We start from the raw sequence: 15735 nt of genomic DNA on the forward strand, positions 1-15735 counted from the left end.
TTCATCCAAGTTCTGGAGGTTCTCATGCAATTGAAATGGACTGCGGTCGCACTGGCTGCACTCACGCTGGTGGCTTGCGGCAAGAAGGAAGAAGCTGCTGCTCCCGCTGCGGCGCCCGCGCCAACGGCTGCGGCCCCGGCTGCTGCACCTGCCGGAGAAACCCTGCTCGTCAAGATCGGCCACGTTGCGCCCACGAGCGGTCCCATTGCCCACCTCGGCAAGGACAACGAGTTCGGCGCCAAGATGGCCATCGAAGACCTGAATGCAAAGGGCCTCAAGATCGGCGACAAGGTCGCCAAGTTCGAACTGGTCGCAGAAGACGACGCTGGCGATCCGAAGCAGGGCACCGCTGTCGCCCAGAAGCTGGTCGACGAGAAGGTCAACGGCGTGGTGGGTCACCTGAACTCGGGCACCACCATTCCCGCTTCGAAGCTCTACAGCGACGCCGGCATTCCGCAGATCTCGCCTTCGGCCACCAATCCGAAGTACACGCGCCAAGGCTTCAAGACCACGTTCCGCGTGGTGGCCGACGACACGCAGCTCGGCGGCACGCTGGGCAAGTACGCGGTCGAAACGCTCAAGGGCAAGAACATCGCCGTGATCGACGACCGCACGGCCTATGGCCAAGGCGTTGCCGAAGAGTTCGAGAAGTCGGCAAAGGCCGCTGGCGCCACCATCGTGGGCCACGAGTTCACCACCGACAAGTCGACCGACTTCAACGCCATCCTGACCAAGCTCAAGGCTGCCAAGCCCGACGTGCTGTTCTTTGGCGGCATGGATGCCGTCGGCGGCCCGATGCTCAAGCAAGTCAAGCAGCTCGGCCTGAACGTCAAGTTCATGGGCGGCGACGGCCTGTGCACCGGCGAACTGCCGAAGCTGGCTGGCGATGCGATTGGCGAAGAAATGGTGGTGTGCGCTGAAGCCGGTGGCGTGGACGGCGACTTCAAGCAGCCGCTGGAAGACTTCAAGGCCAAGTTCAAGACCAAGAACGGCGTCGAAGTGCAGATCTACGCGCCGTACGTGTACGACGCGGTCAACGTGCTGGCCGAAGCCATGGTCAAGGCCGGCTCGTCCGACCCGGCCAAGTACCTGCCTGAAGTCGGCAAGACACAATACAAGGGCGTGACCGGCCCGATCGCCTTCGACGAAAAGGGCGACATCAAGAACGGCGCCCTGACGCTGTACACCTACAAGGGTGGTGCGCGCACGCAGATCGCCGTGGTGCGCTGATTCGCTTCGGCAGCGGCAACCTTCGCGGTTGTCCGCAAGAAGAAAAAGGGCCCTCGGGCCCTTTTTTCATGGCTGCTTCAGGCGCGGTTCAGAGCGGTGCAAGACCTGAAGGGCGATTGGCGTTGCAGTACTCGATGAAAGCGTCGAGATCGCGCGACTTGTCGAACACCGCGTCTGCACCCAGAGCCATGCAACGCGCGCGTATGTCGGCCGTCACGTAGTTGCTGAGCACCACCACCCGTTGGCTGGGCTTGCGGTTCCTGCAGCCGCCCAGAACGCCGAGGCCGGAACCTTCCTTCAGGAAGAGGTCGACGATCAGGAGCTGCCAGCCGTCGGGATGCACCTCGAGCCATGCAAGGGCCTCTGTCTCGGTTTCGGCGAAGCCGACCACACGGCCATTGACCAAATCCTCGAGTGCCGGGACCAGGTTATCCCTGATGGTCTTGTTGTCCTCGACGAGGAACGTGATGAGGGCCATGCCGTGGTTTCGCTTTGAGAACGAATAGCGTAGCGTGCCTGGCGTTGCCGCGGCGTAGGAGAAAGGATACGGACGGAGTGCCGGTGGCCGAATCCGGGGTCAGTCGTCGCCGTCGGCGCGGATCTCTGCCTTGGGCTTCTTGGCCAGCGCCTGGCTTTCGTCGCGCTCCGCCGCCGCTTCGAGGCGCTTCTCGATCTCCTCGCTCAGTGCGGCGTTGACCTCAGCCAGCTTCTCGGCGGACTTGGCCAGCTTTTCTTCCAGCTGGCTCGTGTGCTCGATGGCCTGTGCCACTTCGCCGACCTGCACTTCTTCGGGCAACTCCTGTTCGAGTACCGTGTTCACCACGGCGAGGTTGTCCGATGCCCGCTGCACGTCGGCAGCCACCTGCTCGCTTTTTTCCAGGGTGCGGTCCAGTGGGGTCCTGCCGCGCGGCGCGTTTTTTCGTTGTCCAGCCATCGAGGCTCCTTTGCAGGCTTTGAAACTAAAACATTCGGATCGTAGCGCCAGATGAAAGGATCCGGCAGGTGATATCCAGTTGTTGCAAAGCAACGCACTGCTTGGTGAGCCGGACGACAAAAAAGCCCAAGTGCTTGTGGCAACTTGGGCTTCTTGCGTTGTCTGATGTTCGTGAACGGTTACGAACAATCGATCTCTGGCGGAGCAGGCGGGATTCGAACCCGCGGAGGGCTATTAACCCTCACACGCTTTCCAGGCGTGCGACTTAAACCGCTCATCCACCGCTCCTGAGCCCACGATTGTAGCAGTCAGTTCAGGCCGGATTCGACGGCTTGCCTGCCTGGACCATGCGCATCGCCGAAGCGATGAGCGCGGCGGTCTCGGTCATGTTGCTCGGCACGATCAGCGTGGTCTTGGAATCGGCCGCCACCTTGCCGTAGGCGTCGACGGCGCGCTCGGCCACCTTGAGCTGCACGGCCTGCTCGCCGCCGGGCTGGCGGATGGCCGCTGCCACGCGTTCGATGGCGTCTGCCGTTGCGGTGGCCACCGCGGTGATGGCGGCGGCTTCACCCTGTGCGTTGTTAATCTGCGCCTGCTTTTCGCCCTCGGAGCGGGCAATGAAGGCCTCGCGTTCGCCGGTGGCGATGTTGATCTGCTCCTGGCGGCGGCCTTCGGAGGCCGCAATCAGCGCGCGCTTGCCGCGCTCGGCCGTGATCTGCGCCTGCATGGCCAGCAAGATTTCCTTCGGCGGCGTCAGGTCCTTGATTTCGTAGCGCAGCACCTTCACGCCCCAGTTGAGCGCGGCCTCGTCGATCGCGGCCACCACCTGGGCGTTGATCACGTCGCGCTCCTCGAAGGTCTTGTCGAGCTCCAGCTTGCCGATCACGCTGCGCAGCGAGGTCTGCGCGAGCTGCGTCACGGCCACGATGTAGTTCGACGAACCGTAGCTCGCGCGCATCGGATCGGTCACCTGGAAGTACAGGATGCCGTCGACCTGCAGCTGCGTGTTGTCGCGCGTGATGCAGATCTGGCTCGGCACGTCGAGCGGGATTTCCTTCAGGCTGTGCTTGTAGGCCACCCGGTCGATGAACGGAATCAGGAAGTTGGGGCCGGGCGTCATGGTGCCGTGGTACTTGCCCAGGCGCTCGCGCACCCAGGCGTTCTGCTGCGGCACGAACTTGACCGACTGGCTGATGAAGATGATCGCGATGACCAGGATGATGAGAGGGACCGAAAATTCCATGGTGCGCTTCCTTTTTCTGAGTTCTATGGACTGTGACTAGACCTTGTCGACGACGAGCCGGCTGCCGATCACCTCGACCACCCGGTGCTCGCCGGTCGACGGTGTGCGGCCCGCGCGCTGGATCACGGTCCACTGCGCGCCGCGGTAGCGCACGATCGCCGTGCCGTCTGCATTCCACGCATCGACCTGCACGCTCTCGCCGATGTCGAGGTTCACGTCGCGGTTGGTTCCGGTGGGCGGGGCAGGGGGGCGCTTGCGCTGGATCGAGTACCAGGTGAGCACGGCGCCCACGCCGATGACCGAGGCCACGATCAGTTGGGTGACGGTGCCGAAGCCCAGATGCGCCGCAATTGCTGCGGCCGCGAAGCCGGCGGCCAGCAGTAGAAGATAGACGGTGCCCGAGAGCAACTCGACCACGATGGCTACCCCCGCAATCAGCCACCAGACGGTGGAATTCGCCATTTCAACTCCTCTTTTCCTTGTTCGATGCGCGCCATTCTGAGGCATATGCCCCAAGCGCTTGCCCTGGGTAGGGGTACTGCGCCGCAGCCGGAGGAATGGGCCTTGCCGGACGGGCCCGAATGGCTTGCACGAGCCTGACCAGATTCGTCATCCGAATTCCGTACACTTCGCGCCTCGCCTCATTGCCTGTCTGTCTGCCTGTCCGGAGCCCCGCTCATGAAATTCCGCTTTCCCATCGTCATCATCGACGAGGACTTCCGCTCCGAGAACACCTCGGGCCTCGGCATCCGCGCGCTCGCGCAGGCCATCGAGACGGAGGGCTTCGAGGTGCTGGGCGTCACGAGCTACGGTGACCTGAGCCAGTTCGCACAGCAGCAAAGCCGGGCCAGCGCCTTCATCCTGTCGATCGACGACGAGGAATTCACCATCGGCCCCGACCTCGATCCGGCCGTGCTGAACCTGCGCAACTTCATCGGCGAAGTGCGGCGCAAGAACGCCGACGTGCCGATCTACATCTACGGCGAGACCAAGACATCGCGCCACATCCCGAACGACATCCTGCGCGAACTGCACGGCTTCATCCACATGTTCGAGGACACGCCGGAATTCGTGGCGCGCCACATCATCCGCGAGGCCAAGAGCTACCTCGAGAGCGTGCAGCCGCCGTTCTTCAAGGCGCTCATCGACTACGCGGAAGACGGCTCCTACTCGTGGCACTGTCCGGGCCACTCGGGCGGCGTGGCGTTCCTGAAGAGCCCGGTGGGCCAGATGTTTCACCAGTTCTTCGGCGAGAACATGCTGCGCGCCGACGTCTGCAACGCGGTGGAAGAACTCGGCCAGCTGCTCGACCACACTGGCCCGGTGGCGGCCAGCGAGCGCAACGCGGCGCGCATCTTCAATGCCGACCACTGCTTCTTCGTGACCAACGGCACCAGCACCAGCAACAAGATGGTGTGGCACCACACGGTGGCCCCGGGCGACGTGGTGGTGGTCGACCGCAACTGCCACAAGTCGATCCTGCACGCGATCATCATGACCGGCGCGATCCCGGTGTTCATGAAGCCCACGCGCAACCACTTCGGCATCATCGGCCCCATTCCGAAGAGCGAGTTCGAGCAGAGCGCCATCAAGGCCAAGATCAAGGCCAATCCGCTGCTGGCCGACGTGGACGCCGACAAGGTCAAGCCGCGCGTGATGACGCTCACGCAATCGACCTACGACGGCGTGATCTACAACACCGAGACCATCAAGAACATGCTCGACGGCTACGTCGACACGCTGCATTTCGACGAAGCGTGGCTGCCGCACGCGGCCTTCCACCCGTTCTATGGTGCCTACCACGCGATGGGCAAGCGCCGCGTGCGGCCGAAGGAATCGCTGGTGTTCGCTACGCAATCCACCCACAAGCTGCTGGCAGGCATCAGCCAGGCCAGCCACGTGCTGGTGCAGGACTCGCAAAACCGCCAGCTCGACCGCGACCTGTTCAACGAGGCCTACCTGATGCACTCGTCGACCAGCCCGCAGTACGCGATCATCGCGAGCTGCGACGTGGCCGCCGCCATGATGGAGCCGCCCGGTGGCACCGCGCTGGTGGAAGAGAGCATCCTCGAAGCGCTGGACTTCCGCCGCGCCATGCGCAAGGTGGAAGAAGAGTTCGGCAAGGACGAGTGGTGGTTCAAGGTCTGGGGCCCCGAGAAGCTCGTCGACGAGGGCATCGGCCGCGCAGAAGACTGGATCATGCAGGGGGAGAAGAGCGGCAAGCCGAAGAACAAGAAGTCGCCGCGCAACTGGCACGGATTCGGCGAGCTGGCCGACGGTTTCAACATGCTCGACCCGATCAAGTCGACCATCGTCACGCCGGGCCTCGACCTCGAAGGCAACTTCGCCGAGACCGGCATTCCCGCGAGCGTGGTGACCAAGTTCCTCGCCGAGCACGGTGTGATCGTGGAGAAGACGGGCCTCTACAGCTTCTTCATCATGTTCACCATCGGCATCACCAAGGGCCGCTGGAACACGTTGCTCACGGCGTTGCAGCAGTTCAAGGACGACTACGCGCGCAACCAGCCGATGTGGCGCATCCTGCCCGAGTTCTGCCAGCAACACCCGGGCTACGAACGCCTCGGCCTGCGCGACCTGTGCCAGCACATCCACCAGCTGTACGCGCGTTTCGACGTGGCGCGCCTCACGACCGAGATGTACCTGAGCGACCTGACGCCGGCCATGAAGCCCAGCGACGCCTTCGCCCACATCGCGCACCGCAAGACCGAGCGCGTGGAGATCGACGAGCTCGAAGGCCGAATCACCACCAGCTTGATCACGCCGTACCCGCCGGGCATTCCGCTGCTGATTCCTGGCGAAGTGTTCAACAAGAAGATCGTCGACTACCTCAAGTTCTCGCGCGAGTTCAATACGCAGTGCCCGGGCTTCGAGACCGACATCCACGGCCTCGTGGCGCGCATCGACGAGACGGGCAAGAAGCGCTACTACGCGGACTGCGTCAAGGAAGCGAAGTAGGGCGCGGCCGAAGTCGTTCGAGGGGTGGTCAGCCCTCGCGGACGCGCATGAAGCGCGCGAAGCGGGGCAGGCCCTTGGCGGTGGTGCCGTTGTAGCGGTAGGTCACCCAACTGCCGATGGCGGGTGGGTTCTCCCGTTCGGCATCGGTCAGTCCGGTGCCGAGCTTGAAGCGCTTGCCGTCGGACGTCTCGACCACCAGCGCGCCGAGCCGGGCGCTGTGCCGGCCCTTGCCGGCCACGTGCTCGATCACGCGGGCCTCGGCGTCTTCATAGGGCTTGACCTTCAGCAGGTCGCTGTTGCGCTCACCGCGGTACCGGGAACTGCCGCGGTGGAGCATCAACCCCTCTCCGCCCATCTTGATTGTCTTGTCGAGCAGCGCCTGCAGCTCTGCATGCGTGGTCGCGCGCTGCTGCGGCACCGGCACCACCCACGGAGCGTCGGTGACGGGAAGCAGGTTGCGCAGCGCGGCCAGCCGCGTCGTGAAGTCGCCGCCCTGGGCGGGCAGGTCGAACACCATGAAGCGCATCTCGTGCCATGCGACATCGTTGGGTGTCTGGCTGCGCACTGTCGACATCGCATGGGCGAAGCGGCCGCGTCCGGCCCACAGCTCGCCATCGAGCGGCTGCCTGGGCAGCGGGGCGGTGAACCATGCGGGCGCCATGATCCGCTCGCCGCCGCGCGTCCAGAGCTGCTTGCCGTCCCAGTAGCCGCGCACGCCGTCGTACTTCTCGCTGACCCAGTAGTCGTTCAGCGACATGCCGGGGCGGTAGACGTCGGCCAGCATCAGCGAGGGCGCTGCCTCGCGCGCGAATGCGGAGGGCGCGACGATCACGCCGAAAGCGGCAAGCAGCAAGGAGCGTCGATTCAGCACGATGTGTGAAATGGGTGGCGCAGCAGGGCCGTTTGGCAGCCGTGCCGGGGTTTGGCGCAGGACTACTCGGCCATCCCGCCGACGACGTTGCTGAAGCCGCCGTCCACATAGGTAATCTCGGCAGTCACGCCGCTGGCCAGGTCGCTCAGCAGGAAAGCGGCCACGTTGCCGACTTCCTCGATGGTCACGTTGCGGCGGATCGGCGAGGCGTCGGCTACCGCCGCCAGCATCTTGCCGAAGCCCTTGATCCCGCTGGCCGCCAGCGTCTTGATGGGGCCCGCGCTGATACCGTTGACGCGCATGCCCTTCGGGCCGAGCGAGGCGGCCGTGTAGCGCACCGAAGCTTCGAGCGAGGCCTTGGCCAAGCCCATGGTGTTGTAGTTGGGCAGCGCACGCTCGGCGCCCAGGTAGGTCAGCGTGAGCAGGGACGACTTGTCGTTGAGGTAGGGCAGGGCCGACTTGGCCATGGCCGGGAAGCTGTAGGCGCTGATGTCGTGCGCGATCTTGAAGCCTTCACGCGAGAGCCCGTCGAGGAAGTCGCCCGCGATGGACTCGCGCGGCGCGAAGCCGATGCTGTGCACGAAGCCGTCGAACTTCGGCCAGGTCTGTGCGAGGTCGGCGAAGAGCTTGTCGATCTGCGCGTCGTCGCCCACGTCGCAATCGAAAATCAGCTTCGAGCCGAAGTCTGCGGCATATTCGGTGATACGGTCCTTGAATCGCTCGCCGACATAGCTGAAGGCGAGCTCCGCGCCCTGCTCATGGCAGGCCTTGGCAATGCCATATGCAATGGAGCGATTGCTCAACACGCCGGTGATCAACAGTTTTTTGCCGGAAAGAAAGCCCATGAAGTTGCCTCGTGAAAATCTTGGGCAGAATTCTCGCATGCGAGGTTGGCTGCTTCCGGTTGTGTTGGCTCTCTCGGCGGCTCCCTCGTGGGCCGCGCATGCGTACGCCCAATTTGGCGACATCAAATATCCCCCGGGTTTCACTCACTTCGACTATGTGAACCCCGACGCTCCCAAGGGCGGCGAAATGCGGCTGGTGCCGCCCACCCGGCCCACCAACTTCGATAAGTTCAATCCCTTTACGCTGCGTGGGACCTCGCCCTCGGGCGTCGGGTCCTTGATGATCGAAAGTCTGCTGACGGGCAATTCCGAAGAACCGACGACCGCCTACGGACTTCTGGCCGAGGACGTCGAGGTGGCACCAGACCGGCTCTCGGCCACGTTTCGCATCAATCCCAAGGCACGCTTCAACGACGGCTCCTCGGTGCTTGCGGCCGACGTGGTGTATTCGTTCAACACACTGAATGGCCCGCTCGCCTCGCCGCAATACCGCACCATCTACGCAGAGGTCAAAAAGGCCACGGCCATCGGCGATCGCACGGTGCGCTTCGATTTCGCGAGCCCCAACCGCGAGTTGCCGTTGGTCGTCGGCGGCATGGCGGTGTTCAGCCGCAACTGGGGTGGCGGCAAGCCTTTCGACCAGATCATCACCGAGGTCCCCATCGGCTCGGGCCCCTACAAACCTGCCAGCGATCGCATGGGGCGCGATATCACCTATGTGCGCCGCGCCGACTACTGGGGCGCCGACCTGCCCGTGCGCAAGGGCCTCTACAACTTCGATCGCGTGACCTACAAGGTCTACCTCGACGAGACCGCGCGCTTCGAGGGCCTGAAGGCGGGCGAGTTCGATTTCATGCGCGAATTCACTTCGCGCAACTGGGCGCGCCAATACAAGGGCAAGCAGTTCGACAGCGGTGAGATCGTCAAGCGTGCCTTCGAGAACCACAATCCAGGCGACTTTCAGGGCTACGTCTTCAATATCCGCAAGGACAAGTTCAAGGACCCGCGCGTGCGTCAGGCCATCGGCCTCGCGTTCGACTTCGAATGGCTCAACAAACAGCTGTTCTATGGCATCTACACCCGCGTGCAGGGCTACTTCCCCAACAGTGAGTTCCACGCCGAAGGACTGCCCAAGCCGGATGAGCTGGCGCTCATGGAGCCGCTGCGCGGCAAGCTCAGGCCCGAAGTGTTTGGGGCGGCCCCGATCCCGCCGAGCACCGCGCCGCCGGGCAGCCTGCGCGAGAACCTGCGCCGGGCTCGTGCGCTGCTGGAGCAAGCCGGATGGACCTATCGCGATGGCGCGTTGCGCAACGCGAAGGGCGAGGCCTTCACCATCGAGTTCCTGAACGACCAGCCGGGCCTGATCCGCGTCGTGACGCCCCTGCAGGCCACGCTGCGCAAGCTCGGCATCGAGATGACGTTTCGCACGGTCGACTTTTCATTGGCGCAGCAGCGTATGCAAACCTTCGACTTCGAGATGACATCGTCGCGCTTGCCCGGCAATACAGCGCCGGGAGGTGAACTGCTCGAGCTGTTCGGGGCGAAATCTGCCGAAACACCGGGTTCGGCCAATGTCTGGGGCATTGCGGATCCTGCCGTCGATGCAGTGATCGGCAAGGTGCTCGCCGCTACCACGCGACCCGAGCTGGCCACGGCGATGCGCGTGCTCGATCGTGTGCTGTCCCATGGCTATTACTCCATTCCCCAGTATTACGGCAGCGCTTTCCTGGTCGGCTACCGACCGGCGCCGTTCGGGCTGCCGCCGACCATTCCGCCGTACTACGATGTCGGCGACTGGGCGCTTTCCACGTGGTGGGCGTCGCCCGCCAACAAGTAGCCCCACCACACGGAATCAAAAAGCCGAATGTTCAGCTACATCCTCAAGCGCCTGCTGCTGATGATCCCGACGCTGCTGGGCGTGCTCATCATCACCTTCGGCGTGATCCAGTTCGTGCCGGGTGGTCCGGTCGAGCAGATGGTGGCGCAATTGCAGGGGCGCGACTCGGGCGGCGAGCGTGCTGCTTCGAGCGGTGCTGGATACCGCGGCCGGCAGGGCCTCGACGCGCAGCGCATCGAGGAGATCAAGAAGCTCTACGGCTTCGACAAGCCCGCGCACGAGCGCCTGTGGACCATGCTGAAGTCGTTCGCGCGCTTCGATCTGGGCACCAGCTTCTATCAGCGCAAGGACGTGTGGCAGCTCGTGAAGGAGAAGATGCCGGTGTCGATCAGCCTCGGGCTCTGGACCTTCTTCATCAGCTACCTGATCGCGGTGCCACTGGGTGTGGCCAAGGCGGTGCGCGCCGGATCGCGTTTCGACTTCGTCACCACGTTGATCGTGCTGATCGGTTATGCCATCCCGGGTTTCGTGCTGGGCGTGGCGCTGCTCGTGATCTTCGGCGGGCAACTGCAATGGTTTCCCCTGCGCGGGCTCACCTCACCCAACTGGGAGAGCATGAACTGGGGCGCACGCATCGTCGACTATCTCTGGCACATCGCGTTGCCCGTGACCTCGATGGTGCTCGGCAGCTTTGCGGTCACTGCAATGTTGACGAAGAATTCCTTCCTCGAAGAGATTCGCAAGCAATACGTGCTGACGGCGCGCGCCAAGGGCCTGTCGGAGCGTCAGGTGCTCTGGAAGCACGTGTTCCGGAATGCGCTGATCCCGATCATCACGGGCTTTCCGTCGGCCTTCATCGGCGCATTCTTTACGGGCTCGCTGTTGATCGAGACGCTATTCACGCTCGACGGGCTGGGCCTGCTGAGCTACGAGAGCGTGATCCGGCGCGACTATCCGGTCGTGCTGGGCACGCTCTATCTGTTCACGCTGATCGGTCTGGTCACCAAGCTGATTTCAGATCTCTGCTACGTCTGGGTCGATCCGAGGGTCAAGTTTGATTAGCGCCACTGTTGTTTCCGTGAGCCCGGGTCGTCGTGCCTGGCGCCGCTTTCGCCGCAATCCGCTGGGGTTCTGGAGCCTGGTCGTTTTCTCGATCCTTGTCGTGCTGAGTCTGTTCGCCGAAGTCCTGTCGACCGACAAGCCGCTGGTTGTTCGCTACGAGGGCCAGACCTATTTCCCCGTGCTGCGCGACTATTCCGAGAAAACCTTCGGTGGCGACTTCGAGACGCCTGCCGACTACCTCGATCCCTTCATCCGCAAGCGCATCACCGATGGCTCCAACTGGGCGATCTACGCGCCAAACCGCTACGGTCCACACACATTGAACTACTTTGCGTCGCAGCCAAACCCGGCGGTGCCGTCGGCCGAGAACTTCTTCGGCACCGATGACCGAGGTCGCGACTTGCTGGCGCAGCTCATCTATGGTTTCCGCGTGAGCGTGCTGTTCGGCCTGGCGCTCACCGCCATCGGCACGGTGCTGGGCGTGGTCGCCGGTGCCGTGCAGGGTTATTTCGCCGGCAAGACCGATCTCGCGTTCCAGCGTTTCATCGAAATCTGGGGCTCCATGCCGGAGTTGTACCTGCTGATCATCTTCAGCGCGATCTTCGCTCCCAGCGTGGCACTGCTGCTCATCCTGCTGAGCCTGTTCGGCTGGATGGGCCTGGCCGACTACGTGCGCGCGGAGTTCCTGCGCAACCGCCAGATGGACTACGTGCGCGCCGCGCGCGCTCTGGGCGTCGGCAACCTGCAGATCATGTGGCGCCACATCCTGCCCAACAGCATGGTGCCGGTCGTCACTTTCCTGCCGTTTCGCATGAGCGCGGCCATCCTGGCGCTGACCTCGCTCGACTTCCTGGGCTTGGGCGTGCCGCCGGGCACGCCGTCGCTCGGCGAACTGCTCAGCCAGGGCAAGGCCAACATCGATGCCTGGTGGATCTCGATATCGACTTTCGGCGTGCTCGTCGTCACCCTGATGCTGCTGACATTCATGGGCGACGCGCTGCGCGACGCACTCGATCCGCGCAAGGCCGACAAATGATGAACGATCCGCAACTCAAGCAGGCCCTGCTGGACGTGAAAGGCCTGCGTGTCGCGTTCGGCGGCAAGGAGGTCGTGCACGGCATCGACTTCCAGATGGCCGCCGGCGAAAAGCTCGCGCTGGTCGGCGAGTCGGGCTCGGGCAAGACGGTCACGGCGCTGTCGCTGCTGCGGCTGGTGCAGAACGCCGATGTCACCGGCGTCGCAAGGCTCTTCGGTGGCGCAGCGCCGCAAGGCGTGCGCGACCTGCTGTCAATTCCGGAGCGCCAACTGCGCGGCATCCGCGGCAAGGAGATCGCAATGATCTTCCAGGAGCCGATGACCGCGCTGAATGCGCTCTACAGCGTCGGCGACCAGATCGCGGAGGTGCTCGAACTGCATGAGGGCCTGTCGGCTCGCGCCGCGCAGGCGGCCGCTGTCCAGTTGCTGGCCGATACCGGTATTCCCGAGCCGGCGCGGCGGGCGAGGGCGTTTCCGCACCAACTCTCGGGCGGCCAGCGCCAGCGCGCGATGATCGCGATGGCGCTCGCCTGCAAGCCGCGCCTGCTGCTGGCCGACGAACCGACCACCGCGCTCGACGTCACGGTGCGCGCGCAGATCCTGGAACTGCTGGCCGATCTGCAGCGCAAGTACGGCATGGCCGTGCTGCTCATCACGCACGACCTGAACCTGGTGCGTCGTTTCGCCGATCGCGTGGTGGTCATGGAGAACGGCCACGTCGTCGAGCATGGCGCCGTGGCGCCGGTGTTCGATGCCCCGCAGCATCCCTATACGCGCAAGCTGATCGACAGCCATCCGCAGCGCAATGTGGCGGCCGTTGCCGCGCGTGCCGACGCAACGCCCGTGATCGAGGCGAAGGCCCTGCGCGTGATCTACCCCGTGCCGAGGCCCGGCATCGCCGGCTGGTTCCGAAAGGGCGAGTTCGTGGCGGTGCAGGGCGCGGATTTCCGCATCGTGCCGGGCGAGACGCTGGGCGTGGTGGGTGAATCGGGTTCAGGCAAGTCGACGCTTGCGCTGGCGGCGCTGGGGCTCTTGAAGCACCAGGGTGCACTGGAGGTCGCGGGCAAGGGCTGGGCGGTCGATCGCGCCTCCGATCTCGGCTTGCGCCGCGTCATGCAGGTAGTGTTCCAGGACCCGTTCTCTTCGCTGTCGCCGCGCATGACGGTGGAGCAGATCGTGGGCGAGGGGTTGCGCGTGCATGCACCCGAACTCGACATCGGAGCGCGCCGCGCCCGCGCGCTCGCCGCACTGGCCGACGTCGGGCTGACGGAGGCCCAGTTCCCCTCGCTGCTCGACCGCTATCCGCACGAGTTCTCGGGCGGCCAGCGGCAGCGCCTGGCGATCGCCCGCGCGCTGATCGTCGATCCGCAACTGTTGGTGCTCGACGAGCCGACCAGCGCGCTCGACGTGACGATCCAGAAGCAGGTGCTGGGCCTGCTGCAGCGCCTGCAGCGCGAGCGGGGGCTGAGCTATCTGCTGATCACGCACGACGTCGAGGTGATCCGTGCCATGGCGCACCACGTCATCGTGATGAAGGACGGTGCCATTCTCGAAACCGGGCCGGTCGAGCGAGTGCTCGACGCGCCCGATCACCCCTACACAAAAAAGCTGGTGGCCGCCGCGCTGCTGGAATAAACGGAGATTGCAGGAAATGTCGGAAATCGGACGCGACCGGCGCGGCGCCTGGCGCGCGGCGCTGGCCTGCATGGTCACCCTTGCGGTGGCGATGGGCCTGGGGCGCTTCGCCTTCACGCCCATGCTGCCCATCATGCTGCACGAGGGAAAACTGGAACTCGCGGCGGGCGGGGTGCTGGCGTCGCTCAACTACCTGGGTTATTTCCTCGGCGCGCTGAGCTGCGCGGCCATCGGCATCAAGGCTTCGAGCATGGTGCGCGGCGGATTGGCGGCCACGGCGGCCCTGCTGATCGGCATGGGGTTGCTGCACAGCTTTACCAGCTGGGGCGTGCTGCGTACGGCGGCGGGCGTGATGAGCGCCTGGGTTTTTGTCTTTGCCTCGGGCTGGGGGTTGCGCCGCCTGTCGGAAACGAACGCGCCAACGCTGGCCGGGGTGATCTACACCGGGCCGGGCATCGGCATCGCCATGACCGGCCTGCTCGGCGGGGTGCTGGGGCGCTGGGGTTCCGAGGCGGGGTGGATCGGCCTGGGCATTCTGGCAATCGTGCTGGTCGCGGTGATCTGGCGGGTTTTCGACGACGGCGAGCGGGCACCGGTCGGCGGCGGGGCTGCGCCGGCGCCTGCTGCCGCGGCCCGCGAAGCCGGATCGGCGGCCGACCGCAGCGACGCCATCTGGCTGGTCGCGTTCTATGGCCTGGCCGGTTTTGGCTACATCATCACTGCCACCTTCCTGCCGGTGATCGCCCGGCAGGCGTTGCCGGGGTCGCCCTGGCCCGATTTCTTCTGGCCGCTGTTCGGGCTGGCCATCATTCCGGGGGCGTTGATCGGAGCCCGCGCGCCAACGCATTGGGACAATCGGCTGCTGCTGGCTGGCGCCTACGCGCTGCAGGCGCTCGGTGTCGTTCTGTCGGTGGCGTGGCCGAGCATCGCCGGATTTGCGCTCGGCAGCCTGCTGCTGGGCATGCCGTTCACCGCCATCACGCTTTTCGCCATGCGGGATGCCCGTCGTCTGCGAGGCAATGCGGCGGCCGGGCTGATCGGCTATGCAACGGCTTCCTATGGGGTAGGGCAGATCATCGGGCCGCTGTTTGCGGCGCCGCTGGCCCAGCGAACCGGGTCTTTTCAGTTGCCGCTGCTCGTCGCGGCGGCGGCGCTGGCACTCGGTGCGGTCCTGTTTGCGTTGGTTTGGTCTAAATCGCGTCGCGCAATAGCCGATTGAGGGGCAAAGCCCCTTCATATATTGCACAAATAGCATATAATTCGAGGCTCACGACCAAACGGGCGGGTACCAACCGCCCGTTTTTTTTGGTCTATGCATTCTGGGCTGAGCATTCATGGCTGAGCTCATGGCGATTTGGCATCCGTGGCGGGCGGGTGGCATGAATCCAGTTACTCAAAAGGCGCATTCGAACACGTGGCATTGCAGCAAATAGTGGAACAAACCGTGGCCGGTCTCGGCTATGACCTGGTCGAGATCGAGCGCTCGGCCGGGGGATTGCTGCGCGTGACGATTGATTTGCCCTGGACGGCCCCCACCTCCGAAGCTGTGGCTGCCGGTGTGCCCGAGCCCTTCGTGACGGTCGAAGACTGCGAGAAGGTGACGCGCCAATTGCAATTCGCGCTCGAGGTCGATGGTGTCGATTACAAGCGGCTCGAGGTGTCCTCGCCGGGTATTGACCGTCCGCTGCGCAATGAGCAGGATTTCGAGCGTTTCGTGGGCGAGGTGATCGACATCACGCTCAAGGCGCCCATGGGCGCGGCAGCGGCGGGCCAGGTGTCGGCCAACCGCAAGAAGTTTCGCGGCACGCTGGAGCGGGTCGCAAAGGTAGAGGGTGCCGCTGGCGCCCAGGGCTGGCAAATCGTCTGGAGCGATGCGCCGGAGCCCAAGCCAGGTCAAAAAGTGAGCAAGAAGCGCGCGCCCGCAACGCTGCAGGCGCTGGGCTTCGTGCTGGACGAGCTGCGCGACGCGCGGCTCGCACCCATTGTGGATTTCAAGGGCCGCAAGGCCAAAACCCAACCGGGTTTTTCGGATATTGACGACGGAACGCAGGTTCCGGACTGACCAGA

The 15735-nt window shown here is 64.4% G+C and carries 14 protein-coding genes and 1 tRNA gene; 8 read left to right on the forward strand and 7 right to left on the reverse strand.

All coding sequences use genetic code 11. The features are described 5' to 3' along the window. Positions 1-24 precede the first annotated feature (24 nt). Complete coding sequence (locus ACCD11_RS00570; RefSeq protein ID WP_007832287.1) at positions 25-1230, forward strand: branched-chain amino acid ABC transporter substrate-binding protein; 1206 nt, start codon at positions 25-27, stop codon at positions 1228-1230. Positions 1231-1318: 88 nt separating this feature from the next. Here the strand turns inward: ACCD11_RS00570 and ACCD11_RS00575 are convergent, their stop codons facing one another. From ACCD11_RS00575 to ACCD11_RS00595, 5 genes are all read right to left on the reverse strand, one after another. Then, positions 1319-1708: a response regulator gene (locus ACCD11_RS00575; protein WP_413311679.1), complete on the reverse strand. Its 390-nt coding sequence runs from the start codon at positions 1706-1708 to the stop codon at positions 1319-1321. 99 nt (positions 1709-1807) lie between these two features. Continuing rightward, complete coding sequence (locus tag ACCD11_RS00580; RefSeq protein WP_413311681.1) at positions 1808-2164, reverse strand: hypothetical protein; 357 nt, start codon at positions 2162-2164, stop codon at positions 1808-1810. A 197-nt stretch (positions 2165-2361) separates the two neighbouring features. Continuing rightward, positions 2362-2452 (reverse strand) — tRNA-Ser (locus tag ACCD11_RS00585). A gap of 25 nt (positions 2453-2477) precedes the next feature. Next, positions 2478-3407 (reverse strand): SPFH domain-containing protein, encoded by a 930-nt coding sequence (locus ACCD11_RS00590; RefSeq protein WP_007832284.1) that lies wholly within the window; start codon positions 3405-3407, stop codon positions 2478-2480. A gap of 36 nt (positions 3408-3443) precedes the next feature. Further along, positions 3444-3869 (reverse strand): NfeD family protein, encoded by a 426-nt coding sequence (locus ACCD11_RS00595; RefSeq protein ID WP_413311683.1) that lies wholly within the window; start codon positions 3867-3869, stop codon positions 3444-3446. Positions 3870-4085: 216 nt separating this feature from the next. Here ACCD11_RS00595 and ACCD11_RS00600 point away from each other — a divergent pair, with 216 nt between their 5' ends. Continuing rightward, on the forward strand, positions 4086-6383 hold the full coding sequence (locus ACCD11_RS00600; protein WP_413311685.1) for an Orn/Lys/Arg decarboxylase N-terminal domain-containing protein: 2298 nt from the start codon (positions 4086-4088) through the stop codon (positions 6381-6383). 28 nt (positions 6384-6411) lie between these two features. On the opposite strand, the gene ACCD11_RS00605 is transcribed toward ACCD11_RS00600, so the two are convergent. Beyond that, on the reverse strand, positions 6412-7254 hold the full coding sequence (locus ACCD11_RS00605; protein ID WP_413311687.1) for a DNA ligase: 843 nt from the start codon (positions 7252-7254) through the stop codon (positions 6412-6414). Between the two features lie 62 nt (positions 7255-7316). Beyond that, positions 7317-8099 carry an enoyl-ACP reductase FabI gene (fabI, locus tag ACCD11_RS00610; RefSeq protein WP_413311688.1) on the reverse strand — a complete coding sequence of 261 codons (783 nt, stop codon included), beginning with the start codon at positions 8097-8099 and terminating at the stop codon, positions 7317-7319. 37 nt (positions 8100-8136) lie between these two features. Between fabI and ACCD11_RS00615 the strand changes: the two genes are divergently transcribed. From ACCD11_RS00615 to rimP, 6 genes are all read left to right on the forward strand, one after another. Beyond that, complete coding sequence (locus tag ACCD11_RS00615; RefSeq protein ID WP_413311997.1) at positions 8137-9936, forward strand: extracellular solute-binding protein; 1800 nt, start codon at positions 8137-8139, stop codon at positions 9934-9936. A 27-nt stretch (positions 9937-9963) separates the two neighbouring features. Then, entirely contained in the window at positions 9964-10998 is a 1035-nt protein-coding gene (locus tag ACCD11_RS00620) for a microcin C ABC transporter permease YejB (protein ID WP_413311690.1), read from the forward strand. Next, on the forward strand, positions 10991-12034 hold the full coding sequence (locus ACCD11_RS00625; protein ID WP_413311691.1) for an ABC transporter permease: 1044 nt from the start codon (positions 10991-10993) through the stop codon (positions 12032-12034). Before ACCD11_RS00620 ends, ACCD11_RS00625 begins: the two co-directional genes overlap by 8 nt. Next, positions 12031-13668, forward strand: a complete 1638-nt coding sequence (locus ACCD11_RS00630) for an ABC transporter ATP-binding protein (RefSeq protein ID WP_413311692.1) — start codon at positions 12031-12033, stop codon at positions 13666-13668. Before ACCD11_RS00625 ends, ACCD11_RS00630 begins: the two co-directional genes overlap by 4 nt. A gap of 16 nt (positions 13669-13684) precedes the next feature. After that, positions 13685-14887, forward strand: a complete 1203-nt coding sequence (locus ACCD11_RS00635; RefSeq protein WP_413311694.1) for a YbfB/YjiJ family MFS transporter — start codon at positions 13685-13687, stop codon at positions 14885-14887. A 195-nt stretch (positions 14888-15082) separates the two neighbouring features. Next, complete coding sequence (gene rimP / locus ACCD11_RS00640) at positions 15083-15730, forward strand: ribosome maturation factor RimP (RefSeq protein WP_042673195.1); 648 nt, start codon at positions 15083-15085, stop codon at positions 15728-15730. The last annotated feature ends 5 nt before the right edge of the window (positions 15731-15735 follow it).

The sequence above is a fragment of the Variovorax sp. Varisp36 genome (assembly GCF_047304235.1).
Taxonomy (GTDB): domain Bacteria; phylum Pseudomonadota; class Gammaproteobacteria; order Burkholderiales; family Burkholderiaceae_C; genus Variovorax.

Bases quoted from the DNA above. Each gene is read 5' to 3' on its own strand.
- ACCD11_RS00570 (WP_007832287.1), top strand. From the start codon at position 25: ATGCAATTGAAATGGACTGCGGTCGCACTGGCTGCACTCACGCTGGTG.
- ACCD11_RS00575 (WP_413311679.1), bottom strand. From the start codon at position 1,708: ATGGCCCTCATCACGTTCCTCGTCGAGGACAACAAGACCATCAGGGAT.
- ACCD11_RS00580 (WP_413311681.1), bottom strand. From the start codon at position 2,164: ATGGCTGGACAACGAAAAAACGCGCCGCGCGGCAGGACCCCACTGGAC.
- ACCD11_RS00590 (WP_007832284.1), bottom strand. From the start codon at position 3,407: ATGGAATTTTCGGTCCCTCTCATCATCCTGGTCATCGCGATCATCTTC.
- ACCD11_RS00595 (WP_413311683.1), bottom strand. From the start codon at position 3,869: ATGGCGAATTCCACCGTCTGGTGGCTGATTGCGGGGGTAGCCATCGTG.
- ACCD11_RS00600 (WP_413311685.1), top strand. From the start codon at position 4,086: ATGAAATTCCGCTTTCCCATCGTCATCATCGACGAGGACTTCCGCTCC.
- fabI (WP_413311688.1), bottom strand. From the start codon at position 8,099: ATGGGCTTTCTTTCCGGCAAAAAACTGTTGATCACCGGCGTGTTGAGC.
- ACCD11_RS00615 (WP_413311997.1), top strand. From the start codon at position 8,137: ATGCGAGGTTGGCTGCTTCCGGTTGTGTTGGCTCTCTCGGCGGCTCCC.
- ACCD11_RS00620 (WP_413311690.1), top strand. From the start codon at position 9,964: ATGTTCAGCTACATCCTCAAGCGCCTGCTGCTGATGATCCCGACGCTG.
- ACCD11_RS00630 (WP_413311692.1), top strand. From the start codon at position 12,031: ATGATGAACGATCCGCAACTCAAGCAGGCCCTGCTGGACGTGAAAGGC.
- ACCD11_RS00635 (WP_413311694.1), top strand. From the start codon at position 13,685: ATGTCGGAAATCGGACGCGACCGGCGCGGCGCCTGGCGCGCGGCGCTG.